The organism is Luteibacter sp. W1I16, assembly GCF_050434905.1.
Taxonomy (GTDB): Bacteria; Pseudomonadota; Gammaproteobacteria; order Xanthomonadales; family Rhodanobacteraceae; genus Luteibacter.
Map to the genome: position 1 here is coordinate 2,538,894 of NZ_JBNDJJ010000001.1, position 12,546 is coordinate 2,551,439.

11 protein-coding genes and 1 pseudogene are annotated in these 12,546 nt (G+C 66.5%); 2 read left to right on the forward strand and 10 right to left on the reverse strand.

Annotated elements, in window-relative coordinates; translation table 11 throughout:
- Positions 1-9 precede the first annotated feature (9 nt).
- Both QFZ41_RS11175 and QFZ41_RS11180 read left to right on the forward strand, forming a co-directional pair.
- Positions 10-657 (forward strand): DUF1120 domain-containing protein, encoded by a 648-nt coding sequence (locus QFZ41_RS11175; protein WP_429198844.1) that lies wholly within the window; start codon positions 10-12, stop codon positions 655-657.
- Positions 658-683: 26 nt separating this feature from the next.
- On the forward strand, positions 684-1,355 hold the full coding sequence (locus QFZ41_RS11180; RefSeq protein WP_429198845.1) for a hypothetical protein: 672 nt from the start codon (positions 684-686) through the stop codon (positions 1,353-1,355).
- A 2-nt stretch (positions 1,356-1,357) separates the two neighbouring features.
- Here the strand turns inward: QFZ41_RS11180 and ilvN are convergent, their stop codons facing one another.
- The 10 genes and pseudogenes from ilvN to QFZ41_RS11230 all read right to left on the reverse strand — a co-directional run bounded on the left by ilvN (position 1,358) and on the right by QFZ41_RS11230 (position 12,438).
- On the reverse strand, positions 1,358-1,840 hold the full coding sequence (gene ilvN, locus QFZ41_RS11185; RefSeq protein ID WP_429198846.1) for an acetolactate synthase small subunit: 483 nt from the start codon (positions 1,838-1,840) through the stop codon (positions 1,358-1,360).
- A gap of 2 nt (positions 1,841-1,842) precedes the next feature.
- Entirely contained in the window at positions 1,843-3,636 is a 1,794-nt protein-coding gene (gene ilvB / locus QFZ41_RS11190; RefSeq protein WP_429200218.1) for a biosynthetic-type acetolactate synthase large subunit, read from the reverse strand.
- A 478-nt stretch (positions 3,637-4,114) separates the two neighbouring features.
- Positions 4,115-5,134 carry a ketol-acid reductoisomerase gene (gene ilvC / locus QFZ41_RS11195; protein ID WP_429198847.1) on the reverse strand — a complete coding sequence of 340 codons (1,020 nt, stop codon included), beginning with the start codon at positions 5,132-5,134 and terminating at the stop codon, positions 4,115-4,117.
- A 45-nt stretch (positions 5,135-5,179) separates the two neighbouring features.
- A complete protein-coding gene (gene ilvD / locus QFZ41_RS11200) occupies positions 5,180-6,940 on the reverse strand; it encodes a dihydroxy-acid dehydratase (RefSeq protein WP_429198848.1) in 1,761 nt (586 codons plus the stop codon).
- A complete protein-coding gene (gene leuB, locus QFZ41_RS11205; RefSeq protein WP_429198849.1) occupies positions 6,937-8,001 on the reverse strand; it encodes a 3-isopropylmalate dehydrogenase in 1,065 nt (354 codons plus the stop codon). Before leuB ends, ilvD begins: the two co-directional genes overlap by 4 nt.
- Positions 7,998-8,594: a 3-isopropylmalate dehydratase small subunit gene (gene leuD / locus QFZ41_RS11210; protein WP_426285910.1), complete on the reverse strand. Its 597-nt coding sequence runs from the start codon at positions 8,592-8,594 to the stop codon at positions 7,998-8,000. Before leuD ends, leuB begins: the two co-directional genes overlap by 4 nt.
- Positions 8,591-10,006: a 3-isopropylmalate dehydratase large subunit gene (leuC, locus tag QFZ41_RS11215; protein ID WP_429198850.1), complete on the reverse strand. Its 1,416-nt coding sequence runs from the start codon at positions 10,004-10,006 to the stop codon at positions 8,591-8,593. The genes leuD and leuC overlap by 4 nt, the downstream gene beginning before the upstream one ends.
- On the reverse strand, positions 10,003-10,950 hold the full coding sequence (locus QFZ41_RS11220; RefSeq protein WP_429198851.1) for a branched-chain amino acid transaminase: 948 nt from the start codon (positions 10,948-10,950) through the stop codon (positions 10,003-10,005). The genes leuC and QFZ41_RS11220 overlap by 4 nt, the downstream gene beginning before the upstream one ends.
- A gap of 64 nt (positions 10,951-11,014) precedes the next feature.
- Positions 11,015-12,191 (reverse strand): annotated as a pseudogene (locus QFZ41_RS11225) (2-isopropylmalate synthase); the annotation flags it as partial.
- 118 nt (positions 12,192-12,309) lie between these two features.
- Positions 12,310-12,438 carry a hypothetical protein gene (locus QFZ41_RS11230; protein WP_429198852.1) on the reverse strand — a complete coding sequence of 43 codons (129 nt, stop codon included), beginning with the start codon at positions 12,436-12,438 and terminating at the stop codon, positions 12,310-12,312.
- Positions 12,439-12,546 lie beyond the last annotated feature (108 nt).

Sequence of the window (12,546 nt, forward strand, 5' to 3'; positions counted from 1 at the left end):
AGTCCTCTGGTGAAATCCCGATTGATGACGACGCTCGTTCTCGCGTCGCTCGCCGCTTCCTCACACGCGTCGAACGTCGATCTCCAGGTCACCGGCCGCATCACGCCGGGGCAGGCCTGCGAAATGACGGTGGGCCAGGGACTGGATTACGGCCGGATCTCGCGCAACAAGCTCAACCCGGACCCGGCATCGCCTACCGACATCGGTACGCGCAGGGTCAAGATGCATATCGACTGCGTCACGCCGATGCGATACGCGCTCGTGTCGAACAATGTGCCGCCGCCGGATGCCGGGGACGCCTTCGATCTCGGCCTCTTCTCGTCAGGAGATCGATCCCCCGTGGGCAGTCTCTTCGTGCGCATGGACGGCGCGTCGGCCCATATCGAGGGCGGCAACGCCTACTACACCAGTGCGGATAGCCAGGACCTCGGCAACGCGGCGTGGGGGCCTTCAACGTTCAGCACGATTCCCATCGGCGTGGCGCCCATCGTGATCGGCTTCGTGACGGCCGATGGCAGCTTCGACGCCCCGACCCCCATCCGTCACCTCGACACCTATCTGCTCGTGCATCCCTGGATCAAACCCATGAACGAACTGGTGTTGGTCGACGATATCGCGTTTGCAGGCAGCCTCGGTTTCGAGATCCGCTATTTCTGAGCCACGGTCCATCATGGAGAGAACACATGAAACATCTGCCCACCTTGCTCATCGCGGCGTCGCTGCCGTTCGCGATACCGTCCGCGGCTCACGCGCAAAGCGCGGACCTGCTCGTCACAGGCAGCATCGTCCCGGCGGCGGCCTGCAACGTCTCCCTCGGTGGTGGACCGCTCGACCTGGGCACGATCACCCGTGAGATGTTGAATCCCGATCCGTCCAGGCCGACCAGCCTGGAAGAGCGGACCCTGAAGACCCTGGTGGACTGCGCGAGCCCGGCGCGATTCGCCTTCGTGATCAGGGAAGCGAGGGGCGGCGACCCCGCCATGCCGGAGGTATTCAAGATGTACGGCCAGGATGGCGTCTCCAACCCGGCCAGGCTGTTCCTGTTGTTCGACGCCCAGTCGACCATGATCGATGGCGTGCAAGGCTACGCCACCGGTTCGAACCAAGGCACCACCGACCTCGCTAACGCCACCTGGGGACCGGCGACTCCCTTCGAGGAGAACCTTCCCATCACCAATGGACGCTACGCGGTCGGCTTCGTGAGGAACGCGGGCAGCACGGATGCGCCGGGTACCATCAGGAACCTGCGCGTCGACCTGCTTGTCCGGCCGGAGATCAACCCGGTGAACGAGCTGGATCTCTCCCGGGAGATCGCTTTCGGCAGCGATATCGGAATGGAGATCAGCTATTTCTGACCTCAGGCCGCGACCAGGGGCCATTCGATAGCCGCGATTCCACTGCGCGCGTGGTCGGCGATGCGGCCGGCTTGTCGAAGCGCATCCAGGAACGTGTCGACGTCTTCCGCGCGCCCCGTGTACTCGACCACGAATCTGTCGTCCGAGCGTTGCAGGAGCCGCGCGCCGAACCGGTCGAGGCACGCATCGAGGGTCGCGGCATCGCTGTCCTGGACATGGGCCACCAGCAACTCACGCTCCACGTAGCCGTCACCGGAAAGCTGCGACACCTCGATCACGTCGACGAGCTTCGCGGACTGCTTGACGATCTGCTCGACCACGGCGTCGTCGCCGAAGACCACGAGGGTGAGGCGCGAGGCATCCATGTCGTGCGTGGCCGCCACGGTCAGCGACTCGATGTTGTATCCACGCGATGCGAACAGTCCCGCGACGCGGGCCAATGCGCCCGCCTCGTTCTGCAGCAAGAGGGAAACCAGGTGGCGCATGTCTAGAACATCCCCGTCGGTTCGGCGGTGCGCAACGCCGGCGCGCTGCGGCTCGCGATCCAGTCGCCGGTGATCATCTCGTCGTAGGTCGCACCAGGGCCGACCATCGGATACACACCCGCGTCTGGGTCGATGACCACTTCCAGGAACGCCGGGCCGTCGAAGGCGAGGAAGTCAGCGACGGTGGATTCGATCATCGCCGGGTCGTCAAGGCGCCGTGCCCACTCGAAACCATCCGCTTGCGCCGCACGGACGAAATCCTTCTTGTGCAGGCTCTTGTCCGACGCGGAAAAGCGGCCTTTGAAGAACAGTTTCTGCCACTGACGCACCATGCCATCGCCACTGTTGTTCAGGACCACGACCTTCACCGGCAGGTTATACGTCGTGACGGTTTCCAGCTCGCCGATGTTCATGCGGATGCTGGCATCGCCGTCGATGTCGATGACGACGCGGTCGCGCCGGGCGAACTGCGCGCCGATCGCGGCGGGCAGGCCGAAGCCCATCGTCCCCATCGAGCCGGAGGTGAGCCAGTGGCGGGGCTCGCGGAAGTCGAAATACTGCGCCGCCCACATCTGGTGCTGGCCCACACCGGTGCTGATGATGGCGCGTCCGTCGGTGATGCGGTTGATGGCTTCGATCACGGCGCACGGGTGGATGGCCTCGCTGTCACGGCAGAAGTTCATGCCGTGATCGGTCTTCAGGGCGGCGACATGCGCGTGCCATGCCGCATAGTCGGGACGGAAGCCTGCGCGCTTGCCGTAGGCGGTCAGCCGGGGAAGCGAGACTTCCAGCGTGCCCACGTGATGCCAGTCGACAGCCTTGACCTTGCCGATTTCCGCCGGGTCGATATCGATCTGGGCGATGGTACGTGCCTTGGGTGCGAATTTCGCGGGGACGCCGACCACGCGATCGTCGAAGCGCGCGCCCAGGGCCAGTACGAAGTCGCAATCGTCCATTGCATAGTTCGCGTAGGCAGCGCCATGCATGCCGAGCATGTGCAGGGCCAGTGGGTCGGTGGTGTCGAAACCGCCGATACCCATCAACGTGGTGACCACGGGCACGCCGAAGGCATGTGCGAAGTCGCGAAGGGCGGCCGAGGCGCCCGCGGAAACGACGCCTCCACCCGCATAGATCAGTGGGCGCTCCGCCTTGGCCAGGGCGTCGAAGAAAGCCGCGCACGCCCGGTCGTCGATCGTGGCGGATTCAACGGCATGCAGGCGCGTCCGGTAACCGCGTACAGCCAGTTCCCGGCTGCCATGGAAGACCAGGGGCGCGTTCTGCACGTCCTTGGGTATATCGATAACCACGGGTCCCGGCCTTCCGCTGCGCGCGATGTGGAATGCCGTGCGCAGGGTGGCTTCGAGCGTGGACGCATCGGTCACCAGGAACACGTGCTTGGCACACGAACCCATGATCGTGCTGATCGGTGCTTCCTGGAACGCGTCGGTGCCGATGGAGCCTGTCGGCACCTGACCGCTGATGACGACCACCGGAATGGAATCGGCCATCGAATCGCGGACCGGCGTGACCGCATTGGTGGCACCGGGGCCTGACGTGACCAGCGCGACGCCGACGCGGCCGGAGGCCCGGGCATAGCCCGCCGCCATGAAACACGCGCCTTGCTCGTTGGCGGGCACGATCAGGGGCATCGGTTCACCACCATCCTCTCGCGGGTGGGTGCCGTTGTAGCGGAACACCGCATCGTAGACGGGAAGGATGGCGCCGCCGGAGTAACCGAAAAGGACATCGAGACCCTCGTCGGCGAGTACCTGCACGACGATGTCCGCGCCGGTCATCGTCTGGCCGGCCAGCGGGTGGGTCGAGGGAGGGCGGCGAATGTCGCCGACGACGGAGTCCAGTTGGGCGTTCACGGTGTGTCGTTTCCTTTGAAGCGAAGAACCGGTGCGTTCGGGTGTCGTTGGAATGACGTTTGGTGGAGCGGTGGTTTCTTGGAAGCTCTGGATTGCCGTGAGGACCGCAGCTGCCACGTGAGCCGCAGCTTTGGTGGGAGCCGACTTTGTCGGCGATGGGTGTTCGCCTCGACCTGGCCCGCTGCCGCGGGATCGCCGACAGGGTCGGCTCCCACAGGGCTGCCGTCACCTGGCCCGCTGCCGCGGGATCGCCGACAGGGTCGGCTCCCACAGGGCTGCCGTCACCTGGCCCGCTGCCGCGGGATCGCCGACAAGGTCGGCTCCCACAACACCCTTCAGCCCTGGCAGGGGCTCTCCCACAACAGCTTTCATCCTTGGCAAGGTTTCTCCAGCCCGACCGGGCTCATTCCGCCTTGGCGGGCTCCACGGCGGGCTTCGGCTGGTTCGCGGCGAGCCAGGGCATGCGCGCACGCAGCTGTGCGCCGACCTTCTCGATGGGATGGTCGAGGTCGCGCTGCTTGAAGGCCTTGTAGTTCGGCAGGCCGGCCTTGTATTCAGCCGTCCATTCGCGGGCGAAGGTGCCGTCCTGAATATCCTTGAGCACGGCCTTCATCCGCTCCTTGGTGCCTTCGTCGATCACGCGCGGACCGCGGGTGTAGTCGCCGTACTGCGCCGTCTCGGAAACGAACTCCAGCATCCGCGCGATGCCGCCCTCGTAGAAGAGGTCCACGATCAGCTTCAGTTCGTGCATCACCTCGTAGTAGGCGATCTCGGGGCGGTAGCCCGCTTCGACGAGCGTCTCGAAGCCCTTGATCACCAGCTCGGAGGCACCACCGCAGAGCACGGCCTGCTCGCCGAACAGGTCGGTTTCGGTCTCTTCCTTGAAGTCCGTCTCGATCAGCATCGCACGTGCGCCGCCGATGCCTGCCGCATACGACATGGCGCGTTCGGCGGCCTTGCCGGTCGCGTCCTGGTGCACGGCGTACAGGCACGGCACGCCGCGGCCGATCTCGTATTCACGGCGGACGAGCGCGCCCGGGCCCTTGGGCGCGACGAGCACGACATCGATGTCCGCACGCGGCTGGATCTGGCCGAAGTGCACGTTGAAGCCGTGCGCGAACAGCAATGTGGCGCCGGGCTTGATGTTCGCCTCGATGGCGTCCTTGTAGATGCCCGGCTGGGTCATGTCCGGCGTGAGCACGGCGACCAGGTCGGCGCCGCGCACGGCATCGGCGGGTTCAGCGACCGCGAAACCGTCCACATAAGCGCGGCTCCAGGACGGGCCACCGGGGCGCAGGCCGACGACGACGTCGAGGCCGGAGTCCTTCAGGTTGAGCGCATGCGCGCGGCCCTGGCTGCCGTAGCCAAGCACGGCGATACGAGCGTTTTGCAGGGGAGCGGTGGTGGCTTGGATATCGGTCACGGGGTGTCTCCTTGGGATAGGGATGTCGCGAAATAAAAGCGGTGGTCAGTTGCCGATCAGTTCCTGGGTCATGTCTTCGTCCTCGATTTCGCGGCGAACGCGGCCGGATGTCGCGGGGGCGTCGTCGAAGGCCTGGGTCACGGCGCCCTCCGCCGCCGAGCCGACCAGGCGCGCGTACTTGGCGAGCACGCCGCGGGTCACCTTCGGTGCGGCGGGGCGCCACGCGGTGCGGCGCGATGCCAGGTCGGCGTCGGTGCGCAATTCGCGTGTGGCGGCGTCGATGAAGATGGCATCGCCCTCGCGCAACAGGCCGATCGGCCCACCGCGCGCGGCTTCCGGTGCGACGTGTCCGACCATGAAGCCGTGCGTCGCGCCACTGAAACGGCCATCGGTGATCAGCGCCACGTCGTTGCCGAGCCCCCGGCCGACGAGCGCCGCCGTCACCGCCAGCATCTCGCGCATGCCCGGACCGCCGGCGGGACCTTCGTTGCGGATCACCATCACGTCACCGGCGCGGATGCGCCCGGCCTGCACGGCGGCGAAGGCGTCCTCTTCGCTTTCGAAGACGCGTGCGGGGCCGGCGTGGCTGGTACGCCCATGGCCGGCGAGCTTGAGGATGCAACCTTCCGGCGACAGGTTGCCGTAGAGGATGCTGTAGCCGCCGCGTGGCTTGAATGCGTTGTCGACCGGGCGCACGACCTGCTGGCCCTCGGTGGCGGCTGGCGCGGCATCCAATTCCTCGAACAGGGTGCGTCCGGTGATGGTCGGCGTATCGGCGATCAAGGCGGCCTTGCGCAACTCGCGAGCGACGATCGCCGTTCCACCGGCGGCGGTCAGTTCAACCGCGCTGTAACGGCCACCCGGTTTCAGGTCGGCGATCACCGGCGTGTGTGCGGACGCGGGCTCGAAATCCTCGATCGACAGCGGCACGCGCGCCTCGTTGGCGATGGCCAGCAGGTGCAACACGGCATTGGTGGAACCGGCGGTGGCGGCGACCATGCGTGCGGCGTTGTCGAAGGCGGCACGGTTCATCACGTCGCGTGGGCGCAGGTTCGCCTCCAGGCATGCCATGGCCAGTTCGCCGCAGCGGAACGCGGCATCGCGCTTGGCGGGGTCCGTGGCCGGCACGTCGTTGAGGCCCATGGGCGAGAGGCCCAGGGTCGTCAACACCATGGCCATCGTGTTCGCGGTGAACTGGCCACCGCAGGCACCGGCGCCGGGGCAGGCGTGGCGCTCGACATCGTCCAGTTCGGCATCGTCGATCTTGCCCGCGCCATGGGCCCCGACCGCCTCGAACACTTCCTGCACAGTGATCGGGCAACCGTTGCGGCTGCCATGCGCGATGCTGCCGCCATACAGGGCGACGCCGGGAATGTTGAGCCGTGCCAGCGCCATCGCGGCGGCGGGGATGGTCTTGTCGCAGCCGCACAGTACGACCATCGCATCCAGGCAATGCCCGTCGACGGCCAGCTCGATCGAATCGGCGATCAGTTCGCGGCTGACCAGCGACGAGCGCATGCCTGACGTGCCCATCGCGATGCCGTCGGTGACGGCGATGGTGTTGAACTCCACGGGCGTACCGCCCGCGGCGCGCACGCCGTCCGCGGCGGCCTCGGCGAGGTCGCGAAGGTTGAGGTTGCACGGCGACACATTGGACCAGCTGTGCACGATGGCGACCATCGGCCGCGCGATCGCGTCGTCGTCCAGACCGGTGGCACGCAGCATGGCGCGTGCGGGCGCGCGGTCCGGACCGGTCTTGATCGCATCGCTGCGCAGCGTGCGGATCGGGATCTTCTTCGTGTTCATGCGGCCTCCGCTTTCGCGTTGCAGGCGTCGAGGACGGCGCGGGTCACGGCATGCGTGGTGGCATTGCCGCCGAGATCGCGGGTGAGGTTGGCGTGCTCCAGCACGTGGTCGACCGCGGCCTCGACCACGGTGGCTTCCTCGGGCAAACCGAGCGAATGGCGCAGCAGCATGGCGGCGGACAAGATCGTGCCGAGCGGATTCGCCAGCGACTGGCCGGCGATGTCCGGCGCCGAGCCATGGATCGGTTCGTAGACGCCGGCACCCGGGCCACCGATCGATGCGGAGGGTGACAGGCCCAACGAACCCGCCAGCACCGAGGCCTCGTCGGTGAGGATGTCGCCGAACATGTTCTCGGTGACGATCACGTCGTAGTCGGCCGGGCGGGTCAGCAGGTGCATCGCCATGGAATCCACCAGCTGGTGTTCCAGTTCCACATCCGGGTAGTCCGCGGCGACGCGCGTGGCCACCGAGCGCCACAGGCGCGAGGTTTCCAGCACGTTCGCCTTGTCGACGGAGGTGACCTTCTTCTTGCGCGTGCGGGCCAGTTCGAAGGCATGATGCACGACGCGCTCGATCTCCTCGACGGTATAGCGGCATTCGTCGGTGGCGTCGGTCTCGCTGCGTGTCTTGGCGCCGAAGTAGATGCCGCCGGTGAGTTCACGGATGAAGACCAGGTCGACGCCTTTTGTCCGCTCCGGCTTCAGCGGCGACAGGGCCGCCGTGCGCGGGTGCAGCTTCAGCGGGCGAACGTTGGCGAACACGCCCAGCAGCTTGCGCATCGCCAGCAAGCCTTGCTCCGGACGCACGGTGGCATTCGGATCCGACCACTTCGGCCCACCGACCGCGCCGAGCAGGATCGCATCGGCGGCGAGCAACGCTTCGCGCGTCTGCGCCGGCAGCGGGTCGCCGAAGCGGTCGATGGCATCGCCACCGATGGCATGTTCGGTGAACGTGAACTCATGGCCGAAGCACTCGGCCACCTGGCGCAATACGGCGACGCCCGCCGATGCGACTTCCGGGCCGATGCCGTCACCGGGCAATACGACGATCGAGGCCTTCATGCGGCTTCCTCCATGCGGGATTCGAATGCCGCGATATCGGCTTCCTGCTGGAGCAGGAAGCCCAACTGGTCCACGCCGTTCAACAGGCAGTGGCGTGAGAAGGCATCGAGGTCGAAACGGACGCTGCCACCGTCGGGTAGGCGGATCGTGCCCTCGGCGATGTCGATGCGCAGCTCAACGCCGGGGTTGTCGAGCAGCCAGCGGTGCTCCGCCTCGCTCACGACGATGGCGAGCAGGCCGTTCTTGAGCGAGTTGCCACGGAAGATGTCCGCGATCTCGCTGGAGATCACCGCCTGGATACCGTAGTCCAGCAGCGCCCAGGGCGCGTGCTCGCGCGAGGACCCGCAGCCGAAGTTATGGCCGGCGACGAGGATCGCGCATCCGCGTGCCTGTGGCTGGTTGAGCGGGAAGGCGGGATCGTCGCTGCCGTCGGCGGCGTAGCGCCAGTCTTCGAAGCAATGCTTGCCCAGGCCGGTGCGTTCGGTGGTGGTGAGGAAACGCGCCGGAATGATCCGGTCGGTGTCGATGTTTTCGTTTCGCAACACCGCGGTGCGCGAATGCACGTAGGCGAGCGGGCGGCTGGTCTGGCTCATGCGGCGACTTCCTGGTTCATGTATTCGCGGGGATCGGCGACGCGTCCGGCGATGGCCGAGGCGGCGGCGACCAGGGGGCTCGCCAGCACGGTGCGTGCGCCCTTGCCCTGGCGGCCCTCGAAATTGCGGTTGCTGGTGGCGACGACGAGTTGGCCCGGCTGGGCGAGGTCACCGTTCATGGCGATGCACATCGAGCAGCCCGACTGGCGCCATTCGGCACCGGCGGCGCGGAAGACCTCGTGCAGGCCTTCACTTTCCGCATCGCGGCGCACCTGCTCGGAACCGGGCACCACCAGCATGCGCACGCCCGCGGCGACACGGCGGCCACGCATGATTCCCGCGGCCGCGCGCAGGTCGGACAGGCGTCCATTGGTGCAGCTTCCGATGAAGACGACATCGACGTTTTCGCCCGCCATCGATTTGCCGGCCGTGACCTGCATGTAATCGAGTGCGCGCTGTTCCACCGCATCCGCCGCGGCGGGGACGGGGGCGTGGATGCCGACGACCATGCCGGGGTGCGTGCCATAGGTCACCGACGGCTGGATCGCCGACGCGTCGATGCGGACTTCGCGATCGTAGGTGGCGCCTTCGTCGGTGGGCAGCGTGCGCCAGTAGGCGACGGCGCGGTCCCATGCCTCGCCCTTCGGCACGCGGTCGCGTCCTTCCAGCCAGGCGAAGGTGGTCTCGTCCGGCGCGATCAAGCCAGCGCGCGCGCCCGCTTCGATCGACATGTTGCACACGGTCATGCGTTCTTCCATCGACAGCGCGCGGATCGCCTCGCCGGTGTACTCGAGCACGTGGCCCGTGCCACCGCCGATGCCGATCTTGCCGATGATGTGCAGGATCAGGTCCTTCGCCGTGACGCCGGCCTGCAACCTTCCGTCGACGTGGATGGCGAAGGATTTCGGCTTGCGCTGAAGCAGGCACTGCGTCGCCAGCACGTGGCCCACTTCGGTGGTGCCGATGCCGAAGGCCAGCGCGCCGAACGCGCCATGCGTGGCCGTGTGGCTGTCGCCGCAGACGATGGTCATGCCGGGTTGGGTCGCACCGACCTCGGGACCCGCCACGTGCACGATGCCGCGTTGCGGGCTATCCCAACCCATGAGATCGATGCCGAACTCACGCACGTTCGCTTCGAGCTTGGCGACCTGTGCTTCGGCTTCCTTCGTGTAATACGGACGTTTGCCTTGCGCGTCCGGCGGCAGGGTGGGCGTCGAATGGTCCAGCGTGGCCAGCGTGCGGTCGGGACGGCGCACCCTTAAACCGCGGCCGCGCAGTTCATCGAAGGCCTGCGGCGACGTGACCTCATGAACCATGTGCAGGTCGATGTACAGCACGCCGGGCGTGGTATCGGTTTCCGCGCGTACCTGGTGCGTGTCCCACAGCTTGTCGAACAGGGTGCGTGCGCTCATGCCGCGACCCTCCCGGCGACGGCATCTTCGACCGGCGTGAGCCAGCCCCAACGGTCCTCCGTGCGGCCGTCGAACAGGCCGAAGAAATCCTCCTGCAACTGCCGCGTGACCGGACCCGGCCTGCCGCTGCCCACGGGCTTGCGGTCGACCGAACGCACCGCGGTCACTTCCGCGGCGGTACCGGTCATGAAGACCTCGTCGGCGAAATACAGCATCTCGCGCGGCAGCGACTGTTCCACCACGTCGTAACCGCGTTCGCGGGCCAGCGTCAGCACGGAGTCGCGGGTGATCCCGCACAGGATCGACGAGGCGGCAGGGGGCGTGTAGATGACGCCCTTGCGAACGATGAACAGGTTCTCGCCTGCACCCTCGCTCAGCAGGCCGTCGGTGCCCAGCGCGATGCCTTCGGCGAAGCCGCCGTTGATCGCTTCACGCGCGATCAGCTGGCTATTGAGATAGTTGCCGCCGGCCTTCGCGCCGCTCGGATAGGTGTTCGGCGCAGCGCGGTTCCACGAGGACACGCACACGTCGACGCCCTTCTCGATGGCCTCGGCACCGTGGTAGGCGCCCCAGGGCAGGGCGATGACGGCCACGTCCACCGCCGTGTCCAGCGAAGGCGCGAGGCTGAAGGTGAAGCCGCTGCGAAAGACGATCGGGCGCACGTAGGCGGAGGTGAGCCCGTTGGCGACGATGACTTCGCGGCAGGCGCGATTGATCGTGGCGGCGTCGTACGGCATTACCAGGTCGTACACGCGCGCGGAGTGGAACAGGCGCTCGGTGTGTTCTTCCAGGCGGAAGTAGCGCGGGCCGTCGGGCGTGGCGTACACCCGCACGCCCTCGAAAACGGAGGAACCATAGTGCAGCGCGTGGGCGCCGACGTGGACGGTGGCATCGGCCCAGGTCTTGATACGACCGTTGTGCCAGAGATGGGTCGGGGCTTCCATGGGTTCTCCTTCAGGACTCGACCGCGACGGCCGCGGTCCGGGTGATGTTTCGGTGCATGTCCATCAGTGCGGCGATGTCATCGTTGGTGATGGAGCGCTGTTTGTCTGTCAGGCTTTTGAAACTTTCGAAGACGGCGTCGAGCGTCGTCTCGTCGACCTCATAGGCGAGCTCGACCAGGCGCTGGCGCAGCGCATGACGGCCGGAATGCTTGCCCAGCACCAGCGAAGTCTTCGCACCGACGTCCTGCGGTCGCATGATTTCGTAGGTGCCGCGATGCTTCAGCATGCCGTGCTGGTGGATGCCCGATTCGTGCGCGAAGGCGTTGTCGCCCACGATGGCCTTGTTGCGGGGCACGGGCTGGCCGGTCACCTCGGCCAGCAGGCGCGAGGTCGGATACAGGTGCCGCGTGACGATGCCGGTATCCACGCGAAACAGCGGCCGGCGGGTATGCAACGCCATCACCACTTCTTCCAGCGCCGCGTTGCCCGCGCGCTCGCCGATGCCATTGATCGTGCACTCCACCTGGCGCGCGCCGGCACCGACGGCGGCCAGGCTGTTCGCCACGGCCATGCCGAGGTCGTCGTGGCAATGCGCCGAGAACACGACCTTGTCCGCCCCGCGCACGTGCTTGCGCAGGTACTGGAACATTTCGGTGATTTCGGAGGGGTGTGACATACCCGACGGTGTCGGGTGCGTTGAGCACGCTGGCGCCGGCTTCGACGGCGACCGAGAAGATCTCGGCGAGGTATTCCGGCTCGGTACGCAGGGCGTCTTCGGCGGAGAATTCGACTTCGTGGGCGAGGGCCTTGGCCCTGTGTATCGCGGCGGCGGCGATATCGATGACTTCTTGCTTGCTCTTGCCCAGCTTGTGTTCGCGGTGCAGGGGAGAGGTCGAGAGGAACAGGTGGATCCGTGAGTGCCTGGCACCTTGCAAGGCCTTGCCCGCGCTGTCTATGTCGACGTTCTGACATCGGGCCAGCGCAGCGATCGTGGGTGTCTTCAGTGTCCTCGCGATCTCCGCCACTGCGGCGAAATCATCGGGTGAGGCTTGCGGAAAGCCGGCCTCGATGATGTCGACGCCCAGTTCCTCCAGGGCATGCGCCATGCGCATCTTGGCGCGACGGTCCATCGAGAAGCCGGGGGCTTGCTCGCCATCGCGCAAGGTGGTGTCGAAGATGCGCACGCGCCCGCCTACGTCGCTGTCGACGGCATCGGTGCTGCCCTGGTTTGCTGGATTCATGTCTGGCTCCGCTCGTGAATGAGGCGGGCCGGGCAATAAAAAACCCCGCATCCGTTACCGGGTGCGGGGTTCTTTGGGAGTCTTCAGGTTCTTTCTTGTTTCACCTGGACACTTGCCCTCAGCCCGCACCTCCGCAGGTAATAAGTACAAGGCTAAGAAGAAGGAGGCCGCCGCCGAGACGCAGCTTGCCGCCGACCGACGTAAGTCGGTTCAGGGCAAAGCGGCCATGGGTGTTGCGCTGCGTCATGTAGCCGACCGTATGTCAGGTCATTGGCGCGTGTCAACACTTTCCGAAGAAACTTTATTCCTAGGACGTTTGGACGGCTAGACGCCTGAGGTGGTGGTTTTGCCGCCC

What these genes read in the sequence shown, in the direction of transcription:
- leuC (WP_429198850.1), bottom strand. Translation starts at nt 10,006, where the DNA reads ATGAGCGCACGCACCCTGTTCGACAAGCTGTGGGACACGCACCAGGTA.
- QFZ41_RS11220 (WP_429198851.1), bottom strand. Translation starts at nt 10,950, where the DNA reads ATGGAAGCCCCGACCCATCTCTGGCACAACGGTCGTATCAAGACCTGG.
- ilvB (WP_429200218.1), bottom strand. Translation starts at nt 3,636, where the DNA reads ATGACCGGCGCGGACATCGTCGTGCAGGTACTCGCCGACGAGGGTCTC.
- ilvD (WP_429198848.1), bottom strand. Translation starts at nt 6,940, where the DNA reads ATGAACACGAAGAAGATCCCGATCCGCACGCTGCGCAGCGATGCGATC.
- leuB (WP_429198849.1), bottom strand. Translation starts at nt 8,001, where the DNA reads ATGAAGGCCTCGATCGTCGTATTGCCCGGTGACGGCATCGGCCCGGAA.
- ilvN (WP_429198846.1), bottom strand. Translation starts at nt 1,840, where the DNA reads ATGCGCCACCTGGTTTCCCTCTTGCTGCAGAACGAGGCGGGCGCATTG.
- leuD (WP_426285910.1), bottom strand. Translation starts at nt 8,594, where the DNA reads ATGAGCCAGACCAGCCGCCCGCTCGCCTACGTGCATTCGCGCACCGCG.
- QFZ41_RS11230 (WP_429198852.1), bottom strand. Translation starts at nt 12,438, where the DNA reads ATGACGCAGCGCAACACCCATGGCCGCTTTGCCCTGAACCGACTTACG.
- QFZ41_RS11180 (WP_429198845.1), top strand. Translation starts at nt 684, where the DNA reads ATGAAACATCTGCCCACCTTGCTCATCGCGGCGTCGCTGCCGTTCGCG.